This is a genomic window from Sutcliffiella sp. NPDC057660 (assembly GCF_042800035.1).
GTDB lineage: Bacteria > Bacillota > Bacilli > Bacillales > Bacillaceae_I > Sutcliffiella_A.
On sequence record NZ_JBHVHV010000004.1, the window covers coordinates 138,354 to 163,026 of the forward strand.

The following is a 24,673-nucleotide window of genomic DNA, read 5'->3' on the forward strand; positions in this document are numbered from 1 at the left end:
CCCTTTACCCTCTCTTACGATCAAATACAAAATAAGTGATGGCACCAAGAATGATTAGGATCATGATCGGAATGATCAAAGGCTGTGCGACCTGTTTGATTTCCCGCCAATTCTCCCCAAGCTGGAATCCCAGAAATAAAAACAGGATGGTCCAGGGTATCACCGCTGCTACCGTATAAAATAAAAAAGGGAGAAACCTCATTTTTGCAATACCGGCGGGGATGGAGATAGCGTGCCTAACTACAGGAATGAAACGGGCCGTAAAAATGACGATCGGGCCATATTCCTGAAACCATCTTTCCGACACATCCAGATGCTTCGGATGGATGAATACAAACTTTCCATACTTTTCGAGAAACGGCCTACCGCCAATGCTCCCAGCCCAGTATAAAAAGAGCTGGGCAAATGTCCCTCCGACTACACCAGCTACTGTAGCCGACAGAAATCCTACCTCACCTTTGGAAATCAAATACCCCCCATATCCAAGCACAATTTCACTGGGAATAATTTCGATCATCAATCCAAGTGCAATTCCAAGTACACCCAATCCAGTCAATAGCTCAAAAACCGATAGAAAGAAATGCTCCATTTATCACGCCTCTTTTTTGGGATGTTGTCCTTTATATGTATGAAAGCAAGTCCTTGATAATCACCATAAAAATGAAACAAGCTTCCGCGGGATCGAAATTTTTTTGGGAAATCAAAAAGGATTTTCCCTTTTTTTGTCGAATCGTATATATGATTGTCAAAATGAATGAGGTGACTGATGATGAAGAAGTTGTTTCTTCTCTCTGTATTCCTCCTTTTTCTTACAGCATGTGGCCAACCTCCCGAGATCAAGCAGCGGTATTCCTTTGTGGAAGTGGTAGAACAGCAAGAGGACGCTTCTCTGTCTGAAATAGAAGATATCGATCTGATATTAAGAAATGGTGAAGTGATTGTGGGGCTTGCGAAAGCTAATGAAAAGTACTCCCGTTACAACTTTGAGCAGACTCCTGCCTATGCCATTTTTGAATACACAGGTTATTTGACGGACGATATGATAATGTTCACTTATGATAAAGAAGAAGCGGTAGCACTTCTTGAAGAGCTGATACAAGAGGAAAAGGAAAAAGAGGAATAAAAGTGGTCGACCAAAGGGTTTGAAACTTCATCCCCTGACGGCTCGACCTTTTATTTTCCACAAAGTGTAAGCGTTTTCTTTTAGTCTGGTGCTGAGCTACTAAATGCACCCATACACTTTATCAAACATGAAGATATTGCTGTTATTTATAGGATGGGGGAATGAAGATGAGCTCTTTTTGCATTCAAACCTTTTGTGTAGGGTATGATCTTCTTGCAATCACATTGGTCTGCTTGATCATTTTATATGTAGGCTACCGCTTTTTGGGGCACGAAGACTGATAAATGGAATGGGACCGTGCATACTAAAGAAGAGGTGAATAATGATGAAAAAAATTTCGTTCCTTCTTTTTATCGTCCTTTTGATTCTCTGCCAATCGACCTTTGCTCAAACGGATATTCAAATAGAAGTATTTGACGTAGCACAAAGCAAGGTGGTAAAGTCCATACCACTTGATGAAGCTAAAAAAAATGAGGCTATCAGGCTAGTGAGAAGTGTCGAATCCTTATTTCCAAAGATAAATGCGACACCAAGATCAGGTATCATGGTCAAGGTTCCATTCGATTCCACCATTAATCTTAACAATATTCTGGTAAAGGATCCTGTGAAAGAAGTCATCTTCCTAATTCCAAACGGGGAACGGCCCTATATGCTTCTTTTTAATGAGCAGAAAAATAATCCGATGTTTTACTATTTTAAAGAGGATGCCACCCCTTTTTTGGAGCAATTAGGGCTGACTCTATAATGTAATACTGAAAAATGGTTACACTAACGTTATCTTTCTATTTTGGAGGAGCAATAAATGAAAAAATGTCACCTACTCCTTTTCGCTTTTTGTGTTAGTGTAACCTTACTTGCTGGATGCAGCACAAAGAATATAGATCCTTCCGCAGATAAAGGGCAAGCAGAAGAGGCACCCCTACTGCCGGTATCAGGGGACTATACTTTTTTGCGTTATGTGGAAGATAAAGAGCATACCGAATATCGTGTACTGTACAGCCAAGTACCGGACAGCAAAATTATACAGGTAAAAACGGTCCAAAAGCTTGATTCGACAGAAATTTCCGAAACCAATAATTTTTATGAAGAACTGAAGGACGGAATTTATGGGTATATGGTTCTTTCGGAGGATTTCCCTAAAGATTGGACTGCAAAGGATATAAAAAAGTTCCAGAAGACCAAAATCATCGCATATCCTCTTGAGGTTGGAAGCAAATGGACGGAAAATCTGGAAGACTTGGGCGTCTCCATCTCCTATCACATTCGCTCCATTGATTCTACCTTGGAAACACCGGCAAAAACCTTCAAACAAACCATTGTCATTGATTTTGAGGAAAAGGATAAAGAGGGAGAGCTCATACGAAAAGGGACATCAACTTTTGCACCACAGGTAGGTTGGATTCGCCATGAAACAGAGGCGGAGTATTTGAAAGACATACACGAGCTCGTGAAAATTAACGAACTTTAACCTATTCCTCCTATTCTCAGTTTTTTTCATATATATTAGAACTTTCAGGCTTTCCCTTTCGTTTTAAGGTTAGCCATTATTAATGTTAGTTTTTACAAAAATGTAATGAAGAGACATATCAATATCGTGTATAATAGATAACGTGCAATTATTATATTTTTATGCTATAAACCGTTACATACATTTTTCCAATTTTTTATATTTTATTCATGGACGGGGGGATGGACTGTTGAGGTTAAGTAAAATTATCTTTGTTATCAGCATCATGGCAAGCTTTTTAATGCTGGTTGCCTCGGTGATAGCATTTGTCATTCATGACATTGGTTACTTTTGGGTAATGTTTGCCTTGATGGTTATCAGTATTCTGCAAAACATATCCGTTTACAAACATATTTATACAAGTGAAGAGCCAGTAAAAAGCTAGACCGCACCTTTTAATATTTAAACGGGCGGTCTTGTTTATGTCGTCATTATCAAACAAATTACTCTCTTCTCTCAAAACCAAGAAATCTTGTACCCTGAAAAGTCAGTTTCCCTTTATCACCCTCAGCCAATAAGCCAAAGGCACCTTCCTTCATCATGAATTCCATCCTGTCTCCGCTCTCCACCTCAAAGGTGCAGAAATAATCAGTGGATGTGTGAGAATGATGATGATGATCATGGTTATGAGCCCCCCCATGCCTTCTTACCCTTGTCCGCTTGGCTACGAGAATAGCTGCTACACTCAGTTTTGGCTGCTGATTATTGTTGTTCCACTCTTTTATACCACGAAAAAATGAAAAAAGTATGATTCCGAGAACGATAATAAAAAAGATCGGGAAAAGCTGAAATAGAAAATCCCCTGCAAAAAAACCACCTGGCAGCCCCATATTGTCTGTCATCATATATACCCCTCCTTTTAAGTCTCTACAACGAATATACGTATTGTAGGCGGGGAAAGTTCCAAAAAAAAGAAGCTGGTTTTCCAGCTCTCCTACCAAAACATTTCCCTCATGATTTCAATTCCGTCCCCAGAAATTTTCCCTCTTTATCATAAAGATGAAATTTTCTTATCACTTTTCCTTCTTTGAGAATGTGTTCAGGGATTTCAACATGCAGGAGAAATTGCTGATTTTTCACATCGCTTGCTGCCTGGAAAATCATCTCATCCTCGAGCTCCACCTCCAACACCACTTTTTGCACTTCCCCCATATTAGGGATCAGCCCATGTATATAGTTATGCTCACCATCTGCACTTTTCACCTGTTTTTCTTCAAAGCAAAAAGTCTTCTCACCCTTCATTGAATACGTATCCTTCTTTTTTTCGGAGGTTATTCGATATCCTTCCTCAGAAAATTCAAAGCTTCCCAAAACAGTATTCAAACTATTATTTTCAAGAGAATGAAGCATATAGGTTTGATTCACTCTATCCATAAACAGTAGCTCCATCCCGCTATGTTCCGATGTGGCACCCAATGCCCCCTGCAGGGTTTTGTAAAAGTAAATGGGGGCAGCCCCGCTCTTTACCCAGGATTCCGCTTTTTCAATTTTTGTGAAGTAGGCTTGAGGAGGTACTGTAATTTCCTTTTCACCATCTTCACCCTTAATATCTGTATGAATCGTCTTAATAGTCAATTCCCGATTCTCTCCAACGAAAAGTGCATAGGTGCCTTTATTCGTTTCTACAAGTTCTGAATAAAATGCTTGATTATCCAAGACTCGTATCAGCTTTAATTGTCGGTTCATTCCTTTTTCAAAAATCATCGCACCGATATTATCTTTTTTATGTAAGTAGGTTGCAATGACGGTCGAGGATTCGCCGAGGACGTGCAACTCGAGTAATAATGGTTGATCCTCTTTATACCAGTCATTTAGATAGATTTGAATGTCTGCTTCGGAGTGCTGTATGGAGTAAATGTCATAATGATGAACGATACCCGCACAAAGTGCGATGATGGCAACAAAAAAAACGAGCATTGCTACTTTTTTCAAGCAACCTCCCCCTCTGCAAGATTCATGTTTTTAGAAAAAACTTACTTTTTTTAGTTCTATAGCCTCATCTTCTATCATAGAACAAGTTTTCTTTGGTAGCTATTGGGAAAGTTGCAACTCTATTTGGACTTTAATTCGTGATTCCCACTGACGATTTTCCTCAGATGAGAAAAGTACTATGAGAATAAGGGAATAATTGCATTTTTTAATATAATTTGGACATATTAAAAAAGATAATCATAAGGAGGGTATCATTTGAAGAAATTAGCATTCAGTTTGATTACATGCTGGCTTTTATCCACTGTCGTTGCATATTCTTTGGTCCATGCTGAGAATCACGCCAATCACCCAGCAGAACATCATAAACATAAAATGGAATGGGAAGCCGGAGAAAAAGAAAAGGTGGAAGAATTGCTCAAGCTTGGCTACTCCAAGCATGATATCTTTGTTGCCCTGAAGCTTTCAAAAGGGGCAAATGTCGAAGTCGAAGAGATTCTTGCATTCCATCAAAACAGCAAATCATGGCAAGAAACTGCCACTCATTTTGGCTTGGACCCCACTAAAGTAAAGCATCATCATGATTGGAAAAAACACCATCTCTATTTGGAGAAAAATAAGGACAAGGTGATGCCCTATTTGGCCACTTACCTCGGTAAAGAGGAAGCTGAGTTGAACGGTTACCTTGAAGATGGTGCAAAGCTTCATACTCTCGTAAAAGCTTCCATTGTCTCAAAGCTTGCAGGAGTGGAACTGAAAGAGGTTCTTATGAAAAAGCAAGATGGTCAATCCTTCCGCGACATTGCCAAGGAGTACAAGCTGGAAAAAACAGACTTGATGATGGAAATGAAAAAGCTTAAAGATGCGATTGATGCGTAAAAAACGCTCCCGGTGATGCTTTTTTCACTGGAGCGTTTTTTCACTTACTCCAGTTGCGCAGAAACCGAATTTTTTTACCTTTTTTTATAATTTTATTCGCTTTTTGCTTTTCAGGGGTTTCTTTTTATCAAGTTTTCCGATATAATCGCTACATAATCCAAACAAATTCATATTAAAAACTCGTATAATAGTGGGAATATGGCCTACAAGTCTCTACCAAGCTACCGTAAATGGCTTGACTACGGGTGATAACCCTGACATGGTACAAGTCAGCAACAGTCATTCCCTGCTGCGCTTGTATTGTTTATTTTCCATTAAACCCGAAAGTCTTGGTGGTCACTTGTAGTACAGTGCCTACCTACTTTCGGGTTTTTATTTATTCATTTTTAGGAGGCAACGAGATGGATGCATTGAAAAACGCCATTCAAGAAAAAGGCACTGTTCTTCCCGGTGGGGTGCTAAAGGTTAACACATTTCTAAACCATCAGATAGATACCGGATTAATGATCGAGATTGGAAAGGAATTTGCACATAGATTCAAAGATTGTGGCATTACCAAGGTCATTACGATCGAATCATCAGGAATCGCACCTAGCTTCTTCGCCGCTCATGAGCTTAATGCACCACTGGTTTTTGCCAGAAAAAAGAAATCTCTCACTCTTCAGGATAATCTCTATACAAGCAGCGTCTATTCCTTCACCAAACAGGAAACGAATGAAATTACCGTTGCCAAAGAATTTCTGCATGAAGATGACACCGTCCTGATCATTGATGATTTCCTGGCAAATGGGCAGGCAGCACTTGGCTTGGTTGATGTAGTGAAACAGGCTGGTGCAGCTGTAGCAGGTATTGGGATTGTCATAGAAAAATCCTTCCAGCCTGGCAGAGAAAAGCTGGAATCTGCAGGCTACCGTGTTGAATCGTTGGCAAGAATTAAAAGCTTGGACAATGAAACCGTTACGTTTCTTCAGAAGGACGCTGTCCACAGCTAATTAAATATCCATTTGGAGGTATTGTGAATGTCCACAAAAACGGTAAACTACCCTTGGTATAAAAAAGAAGATACAGATGCATTCTTTGCACTCTTTCAAAACAACTTGGCAAATTTCGTCATCATTGCTGTGACCATGCTAGGCATGGGCTTTCCTGCAAGCATTGTATTCGGAAAGGTCATTCCGGGCGCTGCAGTAGCCGTAATGGTCGGAAATCTCTATTATGCTTACATGGCAAACCGTCTTGCACAAAAAGAAGGCCGGACCGATGTGACCGCCCTCTCCTATGGGATAAGTACACCCGTCATGTTCGTCTTTTTATTCGGTGTTCTCGTACCAGCCAAAACACTTACAGGTGATCCTGAACTTGCATGGAAAATTGCAGTGGGAGCCGCTTTCCTGAGTGGACTTGTGGAGACCTTGGTAAGCTTTACAGGCAACTGGGTACGCAATCAGCTTCCAAGAGCAGCCATGCTCGGAGCACTTGCAGGGGTTGCACTGACATTTATCGCAGGGGAAATGCTGTTCAACACCTTTTCCATCCCTGTAGTGGGTCTGGTTGCTCTTGTCATTATCATCGTTGGGGTTGTCGGAAAGATGTCCATGCCGTTCAATATCCCATCCTCTTTATTTGCAGTAATCATCGGTACCATTCTTGCTTTCACTTTAGGCTATCAATCTCCCGGAAAAATTAATGAAGGTCTTGCTAATATCGGCTTTTATCCATTATTGCCAACACTTGCAGCATTTGATGGAATGACTTATTTATTCGGTACACTAATCGGACTTTTAGCCATCATTCTACCAATCACTTTATATAATGCGATTGAAACGATGAACAACGTCGATGCCATGGCAGCTGCAGGAGATTCCTATGATGTTCGTGAATGTCAGGCTGTGGATGGTGTCGGAACTATGCTTGGTGCAGTATTCGGTGGACTATTCCCTACAACTGTTTATATTGCAACTGTAGGTTCAAAATGGATGGGAGCAGGTCGAGGCTACAGCATCCTGAATGCCCTAGTCTTTGGCGTAGCAGCGGTAACAGGCGTCATCGCTGCTATGGCAGCCATCATTCCTTTGGCAGCCGTTGCTCCGATACTTGTTTTCGTCGGAATATCCATGGTGGCTACAGCCTTTCAATCCAATGAAAAGAAATACTTCCCTGCAGTGGCAATTGCCATGCTCCCTTACTTTGCCAACTATGTGATGACACGTTTCAATAATGCTGCTGGTGAAGTGGTGGCAGGCATTTCCGAAGGTATCGTTCCGCTCGGTCAAGGTGCGATGTTTACGGCTATTGTGTTAGGTTCCATCACGGTCTATGTAATTGATCAGCAGTTCAGGAAAGCTGCCGTCTTTTCACTTGTTGGAGCGCTTCTTTCTTTCGTAGGCTTCATGCATGCACCAAAGCTTGCTTTCAATGCCTCTCCTGAGTTTGCGATCGGCTATATGCTTGTCTCTGTGTTCCTGGTCTATTGTGCATATCAGCATGCTTCGAGTACAGTGAAGGCCGACAAAAAAATTATAGTAAAACAGCAGCATATCGCTTCTTAATCTAAATGGTAACTGACAGCTTCTCTCTTTTTGAGGAGCTGTTTTTTTGTGCGGATATTAGAGGGGGCATTGGTCGGGCACCCATTGGACATTTGTACATAGAATACCTAGTAGACCTACGCGAGAGGAGGAGAATTATGATAGCACATCGTTGGAATGGTCCATCATCCTTGGCTTTCCGTTCTAGAGGATTAGGATTTGGTGGCCTAGGCGGGTTCGGTGGACCAGGCGGATTCGGCGGACCAGGCGGATTCGGCGGTCCTGGCGGATTCGGCGGACCAGGCGGCTTTGGTGGTCCCGGAGGAATCGGCGGATTTGGATTTCCACTGCTTGGTGGATTAGTCGGAGGGCTTGTCGGCAGTGCACTTTTTAATCAATTTGGCGGGCCATTCGGTGGAGGATACGGAGGCTATCCCGTTGGATATGGTGGCTTCCCTGGTTATGGAGTTGGCCCTGGAATTGGCTTTGGTGGTCCCGGATTCGGCGGCGGTGGTCCCGGGTTCGGTGGCAGTGGCCCTGGATTCGGTGGCGGTGGTCCCGGATTCGGTGGCGGTGGCCCTGGATTCGGCGGCGGTGGCCCTGGGTTCGGTGGCCCCGGGTTCGGTGGCGGTGGCCCTGGATTCGGCGGCGGTGGCCCTGGGTTCGGTGGCCCCGGGTTCGGTGGCGGTGGCCCTGGGTTCAGTGGCGGTGGCCCTGGGTTCAGTGGCGGTTACGGACCAGGCTATGGGAACAGTTATGGAAATATAGAGAGTCCCAACTAACTCGTTGAATTTATAGTATGGTTTTGAGAGTCATAGAAGTTGCCCAAAATTCTCTCTTATTTTAAGACTAGGAAAATATAAACGAAAAGACCAGTGCAGTTGAACTGGTCTTTTTGCGTTGGATTAGTAATGTGACCACCATTCCACCTTCTTCCCGTTTTCGTGGTCTCAAAACCGCTTTTTGTGACCACCATTCCACCCTCTTCCCGTTTTCGTGGTCTCAAAGCCGCTTTTTGTGACCACCATTCCACCTTTTTCCCGTTTTCGTGGTCTCAAAACCGCTTTTTGTGACCACCATTCCACCTTCTCCCCGTTTTCATGGTCTCAAAACCGCTTTTTGTGACCACCATTCCACCTTCTTCCCGTTTTCGTGGTCTCAAAGCCGCTTTTTAAAACCACCATTCCACCCTCTTCCCGTTTTCGTGGTTTCAAAATCGCTTTTTGTGACCACCATTCCACCTTCTCCCCGTTTTCATGGTCTCAAAACCGCTTTTTGTGACCACCATTCCACCTTCTTCCCGTTTTCATGGTCTCAAAACCGCTTTTTGTGACCACCATTCCACCCTCTTCCCATTTTCATGGTCTCAAAACCGCTTTTTGTGACCACCATCCCACCCTCTCCCCGTTTTCGTGGTTTCAAAATCGCTTTTTAAAACCACCATTCCACCCTCTTCCCATTTTCATGGTCTCAAAACCGCTTTTTGTGACCACCATTCCACCTTCTTCCCGTTTTCGTGGTCTCAAAGCCGCTTTTTGTGACCACCATTCCACCCTCTTCCCGTTTTCGTGGTCTCAAAGCCGCCTTTTGTGACCACCATTCCACCTTCTTCCCATTTTCGTGGTCTCAAAGCCGCTTTTTGAGACCACCATTCCACCCTCTTCCCGTTTTCGTGGTCTCAAAGCCGCTTTTTGTGACCACCATTCCACCTTCTTCCCATTTTCGTGGTCTCAAAGCCGCTTTTTGAGACCACCATTCCACCTTCTCACCGTTTTCATGGTCTCAAAACCGCTTTTTAAAACCACCATCCCACCCTCTCCCCGTTTTCATGGTCTCAAAACCGCTTTTTGTGACCACCATCCCACCCTCTCCCCGTTTTCGTGGTTTCAAAATCGCTTTTTGAGACCACCATTCCACCCTTTTCCCGTTTTCATGGTCTCAAAGCCGCTTTTTAAAACCACCATTCCACCCTCTTCTCGTTTTCGTGGTTTCAAAACCGCTTTTTGTGACCACCATTCCACCTTCTTCCCGTTTTCGTGGTCTCAAAGCCACTTTTTGTAACCACCATCCCACCTTCTTCCCGTTTTCGTGGGCTCAAAACTGCTTTATGAGACATTGTTCCATCCAAAACCACTAAAAAACCAGGTCCTCCCCCTCACAGAGAAAACCTGGCTCTTCATGTTCTACATTTTCATTTTTAATTGCTCAGATCCATAATGATCTTCATCATCCGCTTTCTTTTCCTTCAAAAACTCTTCTAGCTTCTTTTTACTTTTTCTAGAAGTTAATATATAAAGAAAATCCTTTTCGCGAATGACGGTATCCCCCGATGGTGTCACAAGTATGCCCGACCGAATGATGGCATTGATCAGCGTGTTTTCAGGGAACTTGATATCCGCCAGAGACTGACCGATGATTTTGGCATTGTCCTCCACTTCCACTTCAATGATCTCCGCGTTAGCCTTTCCGATGGAAACGAGCTCCAGGGAATGAGGCGGCGAAACCTTCTTGGGACCCATCAGCTTCAGCTTGGCAGCAAGCATGGTGATGGTGGATCCCTGTACCAGGGTGGATGTCAATACAACGAAAAATACCACATTGAAAAATAGTTGGCTGTTCGGAATTCCTGCAAGCATCGGGAAAGTTGCAAGGACAATCGGTACCGCTCCCCGCAAACCTGCCCATGATAGGAATACCTTTTCCTTTGTATCAAAATCCATACCGATTGTGGATAGGAATACCGCGACGGGTCTTGCCACAAGAATGAGGACAAAGGAAATCAGCAGACCTTTTAGAATAATATCCAATTGAAACAGCTGTCCAGGGAAAACCAATAATCCTAGGATGATAAACATGAGTATTTGCATCATCCATGCAAATCCTTCGTTGAATCGGAAGATGGAATGGCGATACGTCAGTTCGCTGTTTCCGATGATAAGAGCGGCCACATAAACAGCAAGCAGGCCACTGGCCCCCATCAAGGCTGCGGCACTATAAGTGAGCAGCGCAAATGCCATCGCAAAGACCGGATAGAGTCCACTCGAATCAAGATTAATTTTGTTGATGGCATAGGAAGCAAACTTTCCTAGAAGTACTCCAAGAAGTAATCCGAATCCCATTTGCCAGAAAAAGTTGCCGATAAAACCGAGATAGCTCGGTTCGGGTGCAAGTATCAGTTCGATGAATGCCAATGTCAGGAAGACAGCCATCGGATCATTGGTACCTGACTCCGCCTCAAGGGTCGCTCCCATTCGCTCTTTGATATTCTGCCCCTTCAGCACTGCAAAAACGGCTGCTGCATCTGTAGAGCCAACGATGGCTCCGAACAAGAAGGCCTCAAGCATCGTCACGTCCAATATCAGCTTTGCAGCCAATGCAACAATAGTAGTTGTAAGGATTACACCAAAGGTTGCCAAAGATAAGGATGGGATGATGACAGGTTTCACTATCTTCCACTTGGTTTGCAAACCACCCTCGAACAGAATGATGACAAGGGCAAATACACCGATCAGCTGAGCGTATTTTGCATTATCAAAATAGATGAATCCAAGTCCGTCACTACCTGCAACCATCCCTACGATAATAAAGAGAACAAGCGCAGGAACACCCATTCTGGCAGAGAATTTTGTAGTCAGGACACCAACAATCAATAACATTGCAATCAATAAAATAAAATAGTCTACATTAAATGCTCCAGAAATCATCGTCTCCCCCCTTAAATCTATAAGTTCACATCAATCTTGACCAATGTGTTTTCAGCTTTTTTGATTCCCAGATATCGAAGTGTCTCAGAAGGTGTTGTATGGTGGAAATGCTTTTGAAGGATGGAAATTGCAACACCGCTATGATAAGCGTGATAGCCAAATGTTTTGCGGAGCGTATGCGTTCCCACCTTTCCAGGCACACCTACTTCCTTGGCGGCATGGTTAATGATCCGATACGCTTGCTGGCGAGTTATGGGTAATGCACATTTTTTTGATTTAAAAAGATAATCATGCGGCTCCATCTCCACTGTTTGAAGATAGGAGGTCAACGCCGCTCTTACCTGATTATTGATATAGATGGAAGGAGAATAATCATCATTGCCTGAGTAGAACTCCTTGATGCTTTCCTCTCCTTCCACTACATCCTGAACCTTAAGCTGAAGCAGCTCGCTTACACGAAGACCCATATTTATACCCATTACAAAAAATAGGTTATCCCTTAATGAGTGCTTATGAAGATACTCTTTCATCGCATGTATATAGTGTTTATCCTTTAGGGCCTCCACATACTCCATTCCAAAAATACACCTCCTAATGTTACTTAACTCTATTATAGCATATGTATATGTAACATTTTATTAATTTGCTCATTTCGAGATAAATAATTTTAGATAATTTAAACAACAACAGCCATCTGGGGAATACATAAAAAAGAAGCCCCCTAAAATGAAAGGCTTCTTCTATCCTACAATCTATAAAAATAGTATTACTAGAGTTCCGACGATAAAACAGTAGATGGAAAAGTAGACTAGATTCCCTTTTGCCATGATGTTCATGAACCATTTCAAAGAAAAATAGGAAGCAACAAGTGAACCCAGGAATGCCAATGTATATGGCAGGGCAAGTTCCCCTAGGTTCGGGGTTTTGATGAGATCGGAAACTGCTAAAATGATGCTTCCTACACTGACAGGAATGAATAGCAGGAACGAGAACTTTAATGCAGTCTCCTGCTTCATGCCAAGACCCATTGCTGCAACAATGGTCGCACCTGATCTGCTGATTCCCGGAATCAGGGCAACAGCCTGGGCCAAACCGATGATGATGGCATCTTTTAGGGATAGCTCCGCATCATTCTTTCTGCCTCGCAGATTTCGTATCAGGAACAAGGCAACCCCTGTTATTAGAAGGGTTACTCCAATTATCTTAATGTTATCATCGAGCCGTGCAGCAATCCAATCGCCAAACAGCACGCCAATGACACCTGCTGGAATGGTTGCAATAATAAGATATACCGAGAATCGGAAATCAGCCTTATCCGCTTCATCCCTTTTGACCAGATATCTTGTTGCACCAAAGAAAAGCTGCGAGATGGATTCGCGATAGATGATAAGGATTGCCAGCAAAGATGCAAAGTTCACGACTATTTCAAAGGTCAGCCCTTCCATTCTCATTCCTAACAGTTCCTGAAGAATCATGACATGGCCACTTGATGAAATGGGAATCGGTTCGGTGATCCCCTGGAAAATTCCTAATAGCAAATATTTAAACAACAACAAAATTTCTTCCATGAATAATAAACCTCAATTTCTTAAGATGATAAAAATTAAATATATCACATAAGCGATGGCAAGGATACTACCCTCTATTTTACCAATGCGGTATCTTGTACGAGAAAAAACAAGCAGCACAACAGTCAGGAATAGCATGATAAAGACATCCATAAAAATTTTACTATTGACCGGTAAAGGGGCGATGACAGATGATGCACCTAGTACAAATAGGATATTGAATATATTGCTTCCTACAATGTTTCCAAGGGCGATTTCGCTCTGTTTTTTTATTGCTGCCGTTATGGAAGTGACCAGCTCAGGAAGGGATGTCCCTACCGCTACAATTGTCAGACCAACAAGGGTTTCACTCATGCCGAGTGATACGGCAATTTCCGTACTGTTTCGGACGACCAGTTCCCCTCCGAAGATAATGGCGGCAAGGCCAAGTAAGGTTCTGACTGCATTCTTTCCCCAAGAACTTCTTTCTGTTGCCTCTTCGGTCTCCATTTGGTCCCGATTATTTCTGGCTACTTCGAAAATATAGTACATGAACACCGTGAATATCAATAGAAAAATGAATCCGTCACTTCTAGTAATCAGGTTCGTACTGAATCCCTGTAACGCAATGTCACTGATTACAACAAGCAACACCATACTTCCCAACAGGGTGAATGGAATTTCTTTACGGATAGTGGCACTCTCTACATTCAAGGGATTTATCAGTGCCGTAATACCTACAACAAGTGTGATGTTGAATATATTACTTCCAATAACATTTCCAAGTGACACTTCCGCACTGCCGTCAAGGGCTGCCAGAATACTGACCGTCGCCTCTGGGGAGCTTGTCCCGAAGGCAACGATGGTAAGTCCGATCAAGAGCGGAGAAACTCGCAGAAGGGATGCTATTTTGGACGCACCTTCCACGAAAAAATCCGCTCCTTTAATTAATAATGCAAAGCCTACTACCAGTAGCACATATGTCATAACATTCGATTCCTTTTCTTTGTATTATTTGGTCAGTTGCGACCTTTGTAAAAGTTGCTCAAACCATTCTTTTGTCTGGGACTCCGATTCAGCATTAATGAATATTTGTTCGTCTCCCACTTCCACATACAAATATGGTGCGTTTCCTTTATATATGAACAATAGGCTGCTGCCGTATCCCCTGACTATAAAATGCCCTTTTGACATCGTTGGCATTCCAAAACCGTTTTTCCGTACTTCCACCTTTGGCATTTCCTGTAGAAGCTCCACATTTTTTACATCCTCATAGCGCCATTCACCACCGTAGACACCAGTTACTTCAAAAGTATCATCCTTTTGCACCAACTGAAAATCCTGATAGCCTATAAAGGTCAGAACACTCACAAATCCGATTGTAACGATGAATATGGATGTACTGATGATATAGCTCTTCTTTCTCTTTGCTGCCACCTCATATTTTGAAAGGTAGATGAAACCCCCGAGTAGCATGAGAAGCATGAAAACAATCTGAACTTCCAAGGCGTAGGCAAAATCAGTGAATAGCAAAGGCAGCAGAATCAGCATACCCAGACCAGTAACCATCAGCATTTTACCTGCATTTTGAGGATAGCCATTTTGAATCAACAGCTTTTTCTCCGCTTCGGGCCGTGAATGAAAATTGGAGATAAGTCCATATGCCTTTTTGAAAAGAATAAGCCATCCCAATCCTAAAAATATGATAGCAACCGTAAATTGAATGAAAAATAACGTCCACATTCGCCCCACTCCCTCCATTATATCCGACCACACCTATCTACTCGTTTAAAGTTTATGCTTTTCACAATAATTTTTGCAAGTATCTAACATTACAGAGCGTCTATTACTACAAAAATCACAATACCCTAATAGTAAGAAAGGGGGACTGCATGATCAGCATGAGTATAGCAGCTTTATTCATTCCATTTTTGATACTTGTTTTATTAGGTATCTGCCTTTTCATGGCAGGAAGCTACGCAAGAAAAACTACTTCAGACAAAAATCGAGGTGCAGGTATGATTAGAGTGGTATATTACTATTTAATCCTTTTTATGACCTTAATGATGACCATAGGAGGTAGCGTCGCCGCCTTCATGGCGATCGCTGATATCGTTTCTCCACCAAGTTATTATCAAAGCTACACGGAATACAAGGAAATGAAAATTGCCAACAAGACCAAGTATGATGATAACGGAAAACCGATTTCCACCCCGGAAATAGACGAAGACGACCTGCTTAGAGAGTACGATATGGTGGTGAAACAGGATAAAGAACGCAACAAGGAAAGAGCCTGGAACACGCTGATTAAAAGCTTCGGCTGGATCGTCATTCCTCTTCCAATCTTCATCTTCTACCAACGGAAAATCCGCAGTTCCAAGGAGTAAGTCTCATTCTTAGCCTCCCACTACATCGTGGAGAGGCTTTTTTAATGTTTCGCTCTGATAAAACACCGCTGTTGATTTCCGCACTAGGCACAGCGACCCAAGGGGCGTTTGTGGAGCCTCCTCGGCCTTCGCCTGTGGGGTCTCCACTAAACGCAACACCCGCCGGAGTCTTCGCCTATTGCTCCAATCAACAGCTAGATTCTAAAAAACAAAATTTTCACCATTAGAAATAAAAAAATATAGTGAAGACGTTATGCGTCACCTACGCCCCTGTTGATTGTAGTGCAAGGTGTGAGACTCCTGCGGGAGACAGTGGTAGGCTTGAGACCCCGCAGGCAAAGCCGAGGAGGCTCAAGCACCGCCCCGCGATCGCTGCCACCTGGAACGGAGATCAACAGGGAGTTCAAACAGAACACTCAATTATTTTCAGGGTAGCCTTACATTCCCTATCCAAGAATATCACCAAATGCCTGATTCTTTCTTCATAAAAAATTTACATAAAAACGTATTGACGAACAGGAAAAAGGGGAGTAAATTATAATACATCATACAGAAACATATAAACCTATTGCTTAATCTTTTAAGAGCGGGGGAACCATATTGATAATGGACTTTTTCATTATCTTGGGGTGAATCGCAGATATGCGAAGAGGACTCTCATCCTCTAATCCGACAGCTAACCTCGTAAGCTTATTGAGAGAAGGGTCTAATTTATGAACGAGTCGGACCATTCTTTGTGTTGTCAAGGAATGGTCTTTTTATGTTCAAAGGGAGAAGGAACTAACATGAAAAAGCAGTTTGTCGTAATTGGATTAGGACGATTCGGAGGCAGCATCGTAGAAGAGTTTTCCACTCTGGGTGTTGAGGTGCTTGCTATCGACAAAGACGAAGAAAACATCAATAAGATCAGTCCTTATGCGACCCATGCTGTCCAAGCCAACGCAATAGATGAGGCCACACTCAATTCACTGGGCATCCGAAACTTTGATCACGCTATCGTATCCATGGGGGAAGATATCGAATCAAGCATTCTCTGCAGCCTCCTGTTAAAAGAGATGGGACTTAAAAAAGTGTGGGTAAAAGCAAACAATAAATATCACCAAAAGGTTCTTGAAAAAATTGGAGTCGACCGTATCATCCAGCCGGAGCGCGATATGGCAAAAAGAATTGCTCACCATGTCGTCTCCGATAAAATCATCGATTACATTGAGCTTTCGGATAACCATAGTATTGCAGAATTATATGCAACCCAAAAGGTGGCAAATAGGAATTTGATGGAGCTGGATATACGTGCAAAGTATGGCTGTACCTTGATTGGAATACAACGGGACGGTGACATCATTCTTTCTCCGGCGGCAGATGAAGTAATCCGCCAAGGAGATTTGATGATCATTCTAGGAAGAAATGAAGATATCCACCGTTTTGAGGAGACTGGAGTGTAAAGAATGCGTAACCTAAGTATTAAACTGAGTCCGCCTCAATTGCTCATTCTCGTTTTCACCGTTTTTGTTTTTATCGGATCCATGCTGCTTATGCTCCCGGTTTCCACTACCGAACGCATATCATTCATCGACGCCCTGTTTACTGCCATGTCAGCCATGACAGTCACAGGATTGGTCGTGGTGGATACCGCTTCCGTTTATACGGTATTCGGACAGGTCATTATCATGGCGTTAATTCAATTGGGCGGAATCGGAATCATGACATTTGCCGTCCTCATTTTCATGATGCTCGGCAAAAAAATCGGCTTTCAGGAAAGATTGCTTCTGCAGCAAGCCTTGAATCAGACTTCTGTTGGGGGGATTATCCTCCTTGTTCGCAGGATTGTCATCTTCTCCTTGCTGATTGAAGGTATAGCTGCACTCTTATTGTCCTATCGCTGGGTACCGGAATATGGGTGGGGACAAGGGATATATTTGAGTATATTCCACTCCATTTCCGCTTTTAACAATGCTGGATTTGCTTTATGGGCAGACGGCTTATCTCAATACGTTGGAGATCCTGTCATAAACATCGTCATATCCTTCCTATTTATCATTGGAGGGATTGGATTCACTGTTCTTACGGACCTATGGTATACAAAAGAATTCAGGAAGCTTTCCTTGCACACGAAGATTATGCTGTTCGGAACACTTGGCATCAACTTGTTGGCCATGCTGGTCATTTTCTCACTGGAATACTTCAACCCGGACACACTGGCTAATCTGACGTTTATGGAGAAACTCTGGGCCTCCTATTTCCAAGCAGTTACAACTAGAACAGCCGGATTCAATTCGATCGACATAGGGGCGATGGAGAGTTCATCCATCCTATTTATGATACTGTTGATGTTCATCGGGGCAGGAAGCACATCAACCGGTGGGGGGATAAAGCTCACAACCTTTCTCATTATCATTCTGGCGGTCATCACTTTTATAAAAGGCAAACAGGAAATTGTTCTTTTTAAAAGATCGATCCATCAAAAATATGTATTCAAGTCGCTTGGAATCACGATCATCAGTCTATTGTTCGTCTTTTTATCATTATTCATCTTAACAATTACTGAAAAAATGGACTTCCTTCAATTATTATTTGAAGTGGTTTCAGCTTTCGGAACGGTCGGACTTTCCATGGGAATTACAGCAGACCTTACATTAATTGGAAAAGCGGTCATCATCTTCATCATGCTGCTTGGGAAGCTTGGTCCACTGACACTTGCCTATTCCCTGGCGAAACCGACCCTTGCGAAGATTCGCTACCCTAACGAAGACCTGTTGACAGGATGAAACAAAAAAATGCTCCCTTTCCAGGAGCATTTTTTTGTTTCATGGATTAAGTATTTTCAATTCAAAAAAGCGATTCCTTAATAGAATCGCTTTCTGAATCCTTCCTCGATCAAATATTGCTTTGCTTCATTATAGGAAGGAAATGTACCGTCCAAGTTGGGACCTGCGTAGACGTTCCACATATCATCCTCTAGCACCAGCATGAGCGTCTGATCTTCATCATTCGCCCACTTCTCATCTTCAAAAGCCTCTGCTTCATCGGATACTTCAGAGGTGGATTCTGTACTTAAAACCTCAATCGCTTTTGAGATAATCTCTTTCAGCTCTTCTTCGGAAAATTCGCGGATATTGACCATACCCTTTTCATCTGTACGATACCCCTTTACCCCTTTGGCATAGACAAACCCATTTCCATTTGGATGCAGGTGAAACACTACATTTTTTTTGTCACTTAAGCTTTCCTCGAATTGAAAATTGACACGTTTTAAAGATACGTCCTTACGCTCGAGCTCCGGAAAGGATTCGATAATTGCAAGTTTTTGTTCAAAAGTTAACATAATGCCTCCAAGAAGATATATTTAAACATTGCACCATTATATCATTAGATCTTTGTTTCTCAAAAAAGATTATGCGAACACATACTTCCGGGTTCTCAATTGAACATTCAATACAATACCTATCGCAATCATATAGGTTAGGAGCGAACTTCCCCCATAGCTGAAGAATGGAAGCGGAATTCCTGTAATCGGCAAGAGACCAACTGTCATCCCGATATTTTGGAAAACCTGGAACGTAATCATTCCAATGATTCCTGTACATAGATAACTGCCAAAGGTATCATGGCATTGCAAGGCAATGAATGTAATCTTATACAATAGCAGAAAGAACAGCGATAATACGACCGTTGTCCCCATGAACCCGAACTGGTTGGCAATAGCAGCAAAGATAAAGTCGGTATGGGCTTCTGGAAGATAGACATTCATCGAGCCATATCCAGCACCCGTATATTCACCTGACCCGATTGCCAGCAGGGAACGAACCAGTTGGAAGCCCTGCTCATCCTGATATTCATAAGGGTTCAGCCAGCCATAGAAGCGGTCCAACTGATATTCAGGAATAAAATACGTATGAAAAAAATCAGGAAATTGGATGAAAATATAGATAAATATTGCGGCAAAACCCACACCGATAGATATAAGCCCAACAATAATGCTCCAGCGTATACCAGACACTAATACCAAAGCTGCAATAATGGAGAGGTACACCATGGTTGTCCCCATGTCAGGCTGCCTCATCAAAAGAAGGACGGGCACCAGGGAAGCAGCAGCCATCTTGAAGAGAAGATAGAAACTATCTCTCACTTCAGGATTCTCGTATTTGGTTCGGTGGTCTGCAATTATTTTACTCAACACGAGAATAAGCGCAATTTTCATTAATTCAGAGGGCTGTATATTACCAAGGCCCGGGATGCTGTACCAGCTTCTTGCACCCTTTATTTCAAGCGTACCAGGGAAGTTCAATTCCAATCCTATTAAAAAGAATATTCCGATTCCATAAGTGATCCATGCAAGATTTCTAAGGTAATCAAAGTGAATAAGCAGGGATAGGCCTATTCCGATTGCCCCTACCAAAAACCAGACGAGCTGCTTTTCCATGAAATTAATACCTTGCAGCACTTTAGGCAAGGTCGGTTCGATGCTATCAAGTGCAATCAAGCTGGCAAGCACCATCATGATCATCAAAAAAATAAGGGTGACATCTAATTGTTGTTTATCTTTATAATCCACATTCTTCTACTCCATTTTCAGCAAATAATTAGTATATTATCACTTCATCTATTATTATCTAATAATATAGTACATAACTACAGTCTGTATTGTTTTCTTATCGAATAAATCATATTCGAGTATAGGGGTATAGTCAATGATTTTACGACTATTTCAATTTTGTAGATTTAGCCAAAATAAAGTATTCTTTAAAAAGGAATGGGGAAATTACTACTAATATTTCTTAGGAGGCAACAAATTTGATTATTGCATTATTATTTTTTCTTTTTATGTCGTTTTTTCTCTCAGGAAGTGAAACAGCCTTGACCGCTGTAAATAAAATGAAAGTACATACACAAGCGGAGAACAATGATCCTCGTTCCAAAAAACTGTTGAAGTTGATTTCGAAGCCTGATGAATTCATTACAGCCATTCTCATCGGGAACAACATAGCCAATATCATGCTTCCAACACTCGTTACGTTGATTGCTATTCAATATGAATTCAATATAGGAGTTGCGACTGCCATATTGACCGTGGTCATCATTATTTTTGCAGAAGTGCTGCCAAAGTCCATAGCAGCAACCTTTGCCAATCGTGTAGCATATATAGTATCACCTGTGATTTCCGTATTGCTAATCATTCTGAGACCATTGATTTTTCTCCTCTCCCTTTTTACCAACTCTGTTATCAGGATGCTTTCAAGGGGGATGATCCAAGAGGCCACCCTTTCAAAAGAAGAGCTGAAGACCATGGTGGACATCGGATTAACGGAAGGTACCTTTTATCAGGAAGAATCCCAACTAATCAAAGGCGCTATCGATTTCCATACAAAAGATGTCCGGGATGCTCTGAAGACTCCACGAATCGAAATTCACGGTCTGCCCTGTGAGGTGACATTTGAAGAAGCCAGGAATTTTGTCATGGACTCAAGCTATACCAGATACCCCGTCTATAAGGAGAATATGGATAATATCGTAGGGGTCTTTCATGCAAAATTACTCCTTAACTGGTCCCTTGAACCTAACTTGACTATCAGGGATTTAATGGACAAAAGCCCCCTTTTCGTGGCTGAATCCACCAATATTGAAAAAGTGTTCAAGATGATGCTGAAGGAAAAGAAGCACTTGGCCATTGTCATTGATGAGTATGGCGGAACAACGGGTATCATTAGCCATGAGGATATCATTGAGGCAATGATTGGATTGGAGATTGAAGATGAAACGGATGAAGACAGCGATATTCTCATTGATGAATTGACCGAAAATCAGATCATCTGCCATGGGAAGATAGCAATCAGACGTTTTAACGAAGTTTTTAAAACCAAGGTACCTGAAGACGAGGATACGATTGCCGGATTTTTCTTTAAAGAAATTGGTCATATCCCTGAGGTTGGCGAAACAATGGAATACCACCATCTGCATTTCGAAGTGGTTGTCATGGAGGATAATGTGCTAAAGCAAGTGAAAGTCACGAAGAAAATCAAGAAGCCAACTGATTCCTATTAAAAGAAGAAAGGAGCCAACATATCAGTTGGCTCCTTTCTTTTAGGTTTAGAACGTATGAGCTAGATCCTTTGCACGTGCAATCGCATTTTCTTTGATTTCCTGTGCTTTATCAGGCATTGCGGCATGTCCTTCAACAAACAAACCTTCAAATGTTGGAACGCCGAAGAATTGCATGAGGACAGTCAAATAACGATGCCCCATTTCCACTCCTGCAGCAGGACCCTCGGAATAGATTCCGCCTCGCGCTTGAATGTGAAGAGCTTTTTTATCCGTTAGAAGACCAACCGGACCCTCCGCTGTATATTTGAATGTTTTTCCTGCCACCGCTACAGAATCAAGATACGCCTTCATAACCGGGGGAAAGGAGAAATTCCATAATGGTGTGACAAATACATACTTGTCGGCTGAAATAAATTGCTCGGACAATTCATTTAAACGGCTGACTTTTGCCTTTTCGTCCTGAGACAGCTCTTCAAATCCTTTTCCGGATTGGAGCTTTCCCCAACCACTGAACACGTCAACATCAATTTGAGGTATATTCTCTCGATATAGGTCAAGGTGAATTACTTCATCATTCTGGTTTGCTTGCTTGTACGTATCAATAAAAGCCTTTCCTACCGCCATACTGTAGGATTGTGTATCATCATGCGGATGTGCCGTGATGTATAAAACTTTTGCCATTTTAAATCTATCCCTTCCATGTAATAAATTTAGACAGTTTAGTTTGCCTTTAAATGCAAAATATAACCACTATCTTGAATAAATTTATTTTTAATTCGAGATAATAATATTAAATATATCTTCATTATGCAAGTAATATGATTCACCATAAAAAAAAGACTTGCCCAAAAGACAAATCCTTACCAATTATTCCTCATTATGTAGTACAAACGGATTAGCTGCAATATTCTTTCTCATTTCATCCGTTACGATCAACGTTTCATTTTCCAATAAAGGATTTTGATTCCCGTTAACCGCTTGAACGCTGCCATCAAAGTGATTAGGCTTATTTTCCATACTGTTCACCTCCATCATTGTAATGGATAGTATATACTTTATTGTAAAATAAATACCATCATTCCGAAAGGTGTTTTTGGTATTTTTTTCAGAAAACTTATGATTTTTTACCCATTTTTTGATATCATGCTCATTTGGGTCTTTTTCTTTGTGGATATCAACGAAAATTTCAATATATCCACGAATCCGTTGGCGATATCAACGAAAAAAAATATATCAATGAAAATGTCAGAATATCCACGAAAACATGGTGGATATCGATAAATCGCATATTCCGACATACTTCACAACTTTCCATAACGTACCTATTTACAAAAAAAGCCCCGTTTCCATGAAAACGGGGCTTTTTCCTTAACATCATCTATTTTCAGATAAAGCTCCTAGCTGCAAGGCTACCTGCTTTACCTGGTGATTTTCCATCTCAAGAATTGTCCAGGTGTTGTTATCATGCTCGAAGGTAACAACATTCTCCTCTTCGGCATTCTGCAATTGTACTTGAATCCAACCGCCGATTGTATCAATATCGTCGCTCTCTTCGAATATAATATCAAATTCATTTTCGATTTCCGAAAGCAACACACGTCCGTTGATATGATATAGACCTTCACCATGCTGGTCAATTTCAGGGACTTCATCTGCATCAAACTCATCGCGGATTTCCCCAACGATTTCTTCAAGAATATCTTCCATTGTAAGGATACCAGCTGTACCCCCATACTCATCAATAACAAGAGCGATATGAACCTGCTCTTCTTGCATCTTTAATAATGCATCCTGCAAAGAAGTGTACTCGTGAATAAGAGGAAGTTCATGAAGGAAATCTTTTAACTGGCCTTCACGACCTGCAGCAATGCTTGTAAGCATTTCTTTAACGTTCACAAATCCAATGATACTATCCTTATCGCCATCATCAGTAACAGGGTAGCGGGTATATTGGTGCTCATCAAGTATGGCGATAATCTCTTCACGGGTAAACGCTTGTGATAAAGTGATTATCTGAACACGAGGGACCATAATGTCCTTTGCAACTCTTTCATCAAATGTAAAAATATTTTCCATATAGGAAAGTTCTGTCTGATTAATCTCTCCGCTTTCAAAGCTTTGCGCCATAATAATTCTCAATTCTTCCTCTGAGTGAGCTTGTTCATGATTTGCAGGCTGTACACCAAAAATACGAAGAAGGATACGCGCTGAACCATTTAAAGTCCAAATAAATGGATACATCAGCTTACCAAACCAATATAGTGGTGAAGCGAATAGCAGTGTCATTTTCTCGGCATATTGGATAGCCAAAGTCTTAGGAGCAAGTTCCCCTACTACTACGTGTAAGAATGTTACAAGTGAGTAGGCTACCGCGTATGATATAACACTAATCATAGAAGGTGATACTCCCATACTTTCAAGGAAAGGATAAATAAGGGCTTCTACTGTCGGCTTACCTAACATACCTAGACCTAATGCTGTTACGGTAATACCCAGTTGACAGGCTGATAAATAGTAATCCAGGTCATGAATCAATTTTTTTGCCCTAACCGCTTTTTTGTTTCCTTCTGCTATCAATTGATCGATTCGAGACATACGTACTTTAACTACTGCAAACTCAGATCCTACGAAGAATGCTGTTAGTGCAATTAACAAAGCTACTAAAAGCAAGTTTATAATCGTTATACTGTCCAATTGGTTCCCTCTATTTTGAGGGATTCACCTCCGTGAAATTTTAATTTTTACTTTCCAATGAATAAATTACTTTTTACATTTTATATGGTGCTTCCCTCCTATATACATAAAAAAACCTTTACCAAGCTTAATAGTAAAGGTTTTCCATCTATATAACCTTTACCGAATAGGCAAAGGTCTCGCAAACAACAAGAATGTTGCCAGTTAGGCCGGTGATGATGGTACATCACGGATTGACGACATAACTGTTAGCTACTCCCCTTTGGAGTATTATAAACTCTATTGCAGAGTAATAGTTTCACTCTTAAACTATTAAGTTAATAATATTAAAATGCG

25 protein-coding genes and 2 riboswitches are annotated in these 24,673 nt (G+C 41.8%); of the genes, 12 read left to right on the forward strand and 13 right to left on the reverse strand.

Annotated features, from left to right (window positions below; all coding sequences use genetic code 11):
* Positions 1–4: 4 nt before the first annotated feature.
* Positions 5–589, reverse strand: a complete 585-nt coding sequence (gene uptA / locus ACFVAD_RS05330; protein ID WP_386636863.1) for an undecaprenyl phosphate transporter UptA — start codon at positions 587–589, stop codon at positions 5–7.
* 177 nt (positions 590–766) lie between these two features.
* Here uptA and ACFVAD_RS05335 point away from each other — a divergent pair, with 177 nt between their 5' ends.
* The 4 genes from ACFVAD_RS05335 (at position 767) to ACFVAD_RS05350 (ending at position 3,015) form a co-directional block, all read left to right on the forward strand.
* Complete coding sequence (locus ACFVAD_RS05335; RefSeq protein WP_386636865.1) at positions 767–1,123, forward strand: hypothetical protein; 357 nt, start codon at positions 767–769, stop codon at positions 1,121–1,123.
* Positions 1,124–1,445: 322 nt separating this feature from the next.
* Positions 1,446–1,868 (forward strand): hypothetical protein, encoded by a 423-nt coding sequence (locus ACFVAD_RS05340; protein ID WP_386636866.1) that lies wholly within the window; start codon positions 1,446–1,448, stop codon positions 1,866–1,868.
* Between the two features lie 57 nt (positions 1,869–1,925).
* Positions 1,926–2,591: a hypothetical protein gene (locus ACFVAD_RS05345; protein ID WP_386636869.1), complete on the forward strand. Its 666-nt coding sequence runs from the start codon at positions 1,926–1,928 to the stop codon at positions 2,589–2,591.
* Between the two features lie 229 nt (positions 2,592–2,820).
* Entirely contained in the window at positions 2,821–3,015 is a 195-nt protein-coding gene (locus tag ACFVAD_RS05350) for a hypothetical protein (RefSeq protein ID WP_386636871.1), read from the forward strand.
* Between the two features lie 58 nt (positions 3,016–3,073).
* Here ACFVAD_RS05350 and ACFVAD_RS05355 read toward each other — a convergent pair whose 3' ends face one another.
* Positions 3,074–3,475 carry a DUF2500 domain-containing protein gene (locus tag ACFVAD_RS05355; protein WP_386636873.1) on the reverse strand — a complete coding sequence of 134 codons (402 nt, stop codon included), beginning with the start codon at positions 3,473–3,475 and terminating at the stop codon, positions 3,074–3,076.
* Between the two features lie 106 nt (positions 3,476–3,581).
* On the reverse strand, positions 3,582–4,562 hold the full coding sequence (locus tag ACFVAD_RS05360; protein WP_386636875.1) for a hypothetical protein: 981 nt from the start codon (positions 4,560–4,562) through the stop codon (positions 3,582–3,584).
* Between the two features lie 255 nt (positions 4,563–4,817).
* Between ACFVAD_RS05360 and ACFVAD_RS05365 the strand changes: the two genes are divergently transcribed.
* The 4 genes from ACFVAD_RS05365 to ACFVAD_RS05380 all read left to right on the forward strand — a co-directional run bounded on the left by ACFVAD_RS05365 (position 4,818) and on the right by ACFVAD_RS05380 (position 8,748).
* Positions 4,818–5,438: a hypothetical protein gene (locus ACFVAD_RS05365; RefSeq protein WP_386636878.1), complete on the forward strand. Its 621-nt coding sequence runs from the start codon at positions 4,818–4,820 to the stop codon at positions 5,436–5,438.
* Positions 5,439–5,598: 160 nt separating this feature from the next.
* A riboswitch (purine riboswitch) is annotated at positions 5,599–5,700 on the forward strand.
* Positions 5,701–5,839: 139 nt separating this feature from the next.
* Positions 5,840–6,430, forward strand: coding sequence for a xanthine phosphoribosyltransferase (locus tag ACFVAD_RS05370; protein WP_386636880.1), 591 nt, complete (start codon positions 5,840–5,842; stop codon positions 6,428–6,430).
* A gap of 27 nt (positions 6,431–6,457) precedes the next feature.
* Complete coding sequence (locus tag ACFVAD_RS05375; RefSeq protein ID WP_386636882.1) at positions 6,458–7,987, forward strand: SulP family inorganic anion transporter; 1,530 nt, start codon at positions 6,458–6,460, stop codon at positions 7,985–7,987.
* Between the two features lie 137 nt (positions 7,988–8,124).
* Positions 8,125–8,748 carry a hypothetical protein gene (locus ACFVAD_RS05380; RefSeq protein ID WP_386636884.1) on the forward strand — a complete coding sequence of 208 codons (624 nt, stop codon included), beginning with the start codon at positions 8,125–8,127 and terminating at the stop codon, positions 8,746–8,748.
* Positions 8,749–10,149: 1,401 nt separating this feature from the next.
* On the opposite strand, the gene ACFVAD_RS05385 is transcribed toward ACFVAD_RS05380, so the two are convergent.
* The 5 genes from ACFVAD_RS05385 to ACFVAD_RS05405 all read right to left on the reverse strand — a co-directional run bounded on the left by ACFVAD_RS05385 (position 10,150) and on the right by ACFVAD_RS05405 (position 14,960).
* The gene (locus ACFVAD_RS05385) at positions 10,150–11,670 is read right to left on the reverse strand and encodes a potassium/proton antiporter (protein WP_386636886.1); all 1,521 of its coding nucleotides are present in this window, start codon (positions 11,668–11,670) and stop codon (positions 10,150–10,152) included.
* 17 nt (positions 11,671–11,687) lie between these two features.
* Positions 11,688–12,245, reverse strand: a complete 558-nt coding sequence (locus ACFVAD_RS05390; protein WP_386636888.1) for a tyrosine-type recombinase/integrase — start codon at positions 12,243–12,245, stop codon at positions 11,688–11,690.
* 177 nt (positions 12,246–12,422) lie between these two features.
* On the reverse strand, positions 12,423–13,238 hold the full coding sequence (locus tag ACFVAD_RS05395) for an undecaprenyl-diphosphate phosphatase (protein WP_386636890.1): 816 nt from the start codon (positions 13,236–13,238) through the stop codon (positions 12,423–12,425).
* A 12-nt stretch (positions 13,239–13,250) separates the two neighbouring features.
* Positions 13,251–14,204, reverse strand: a complete 954-nt coding sequence (locus tag ACFVAD_RS05400) for a calcium/sodium antiporter (RefSeq protein WP_386636892.1) — start codon at positions 14,202–14,204, stop codon at positions 13,251–13,253.
* Positions 14,205–14,228: 24 nt separating this feature from the next.
* Positions 14,229–14,960: a DUF3784 domain-containing protein gene (locus ACFVAD_RS05405; protein ID WP_386636894.1), complete on the reverse strand. Its 732-nt coding sequence runs from the start codon at positions 14,958–14,960 to the stop codon at positions 14,229–14,231.
* A 149-nt stretch (positions 14,961–15,109) separates the two neighbouring features.
* Here ACFVAD_RS05405 and ACFVAD_RS05410 point away from each other — a divergent pair, with 149 nt between their 5' ends.
* The 3 genes from ACFVAD_RS05410 (at position 15,110) to ACFVAD_RS05420 (ending at position 18,369) form a co-directional block, all read left to right on the forward strand.
* Positions 15,110–15,604: a hypothetical protein gene (locus tag ACFVAD_RS05410; protein WP_386636896.1), complete on the forward strand. Its 495-nt coding sequence runs from the start codon at positions 15,110–15,112 to the stop codon at positions 15,602–15,604.
* 559 nt (positions 15,605–16,163) lie between these two features.
* A riboswitch (cyclic di-AMP (ydaO/yuaA leader) is annotated at positions 16,164–16,309 on the forward strand.
* Between the two features lie 80 nt (positions 16,310–16,389).
* Positions 16,390–17,046, forward strand: coding sequence for a potassium channel family protein (locus ACFVAD_RS05415; protein ID WP_386636899.1), 657 nt, complete (start codon positions 16,390–16,392; stop codon positions 17,044–17,046).
* A 3-nt stretch (positions 17,047–17,049) separates the two neighbouring features.
* Positions 17,050–18,369, forward strand: coding sequence for a TrkH family potassium uptake protein (locus ACFVAD_RS05420; protein WP_386636901.1), 1,320 nt, complete (start codon positions 17,050–17,052; stop codon positions 18,367–18,369).
* 77 nt (positions 18,370–18,446) lie between these two features.
* Here ACFVAD_RS05420 and ACFVAD_RS05425 read toward each other — a convergent pair whose 3' ends face one another.
* A complete protein-coding gene (locus tag ACFVAD_RS05425; protein ID WP_386636903.1) occupies positions 18,447–18,926 on the reverse strand; it encodes a hypothetical protein in 480 nt (159 codons plus the stop codon).
* 69 nt (positions 18,927–18,995) lie between these two features.
* On the reverse strand, positions 18,996–20,108 hold the full coding sequence (locus ACFVAD_RS05430) for an FtsW/RodA/SpoVE family cell cycle protein (protein ID WP_386637137.1): 1,113 nt from the start codon (positions 20,106–20,108) through the stop codon (positions 18,996–18,998).
* Positions 20,109–20,395: 287 nt separating this feature from the next.
* Between ACFVAD_RS05430 and ACFVAD_RS05435 the strand changes: the two genes are divergently transcribed.
* On the forward strand, positions 20,396–21,643 hold the full coding sequence (locus ACFVAD_RS05435) for a hemolysin family protein (RefSeq protein ID WP_386636905.1): 1,248 nt from the start codon (positions 20,396–20,398) through the stop codon (positions 21,641–21,643).
* Positions 21,644–21,688: 45 nt separating this feature from the next.
* Here the strand turns inward: ACFVAD_RS05435 and ACFVAD_RS05440 are convergent, their stop codons facing one another.
* From ACFVAD_RS05440 to ACFVAD_RS05450, 3 genes are all read right to left on the reverse strand, one after another.
* Positions 21,689–22,324 (reverse strand): FMN-dependent NADH-azoreductase, encoded by a 636-nt coding sequence (locus tag ACFVAD_RS05440; protein ID WP_386636907.1) that lies wholly within the window; start codon positions 22,322–22,324, stop codon positions 21,689–21,691.
* Positions 22,325–22,510: 186 nt separating this feature from the next.
* Positions 22,511–22,660: a hypothetical protein gene (locus ACFVAD_RS05445; protein ID WP_386636909.1), complete on the reverse strand. Its 150-nt coding sequence runs from the start codon at positions 22,658–22,660 to the stop codon at positions 22,511–22,513.
* A 357-nt stretch (positions 22,661–23,017) separates the two neighbouring features.
* A complete protein-coding gene (locus ACFVAD_RS05450; RefSeq protein ID WP_386636911.1) occupies positions 23,018–24,337 on the reverse strand; it encodes a hemolysin family protein in 1,320 nt (439 codons plus the stop codon).
* Between the last annotated feature and the right edge of the window lie 336 nt (positions 24,338–24,673).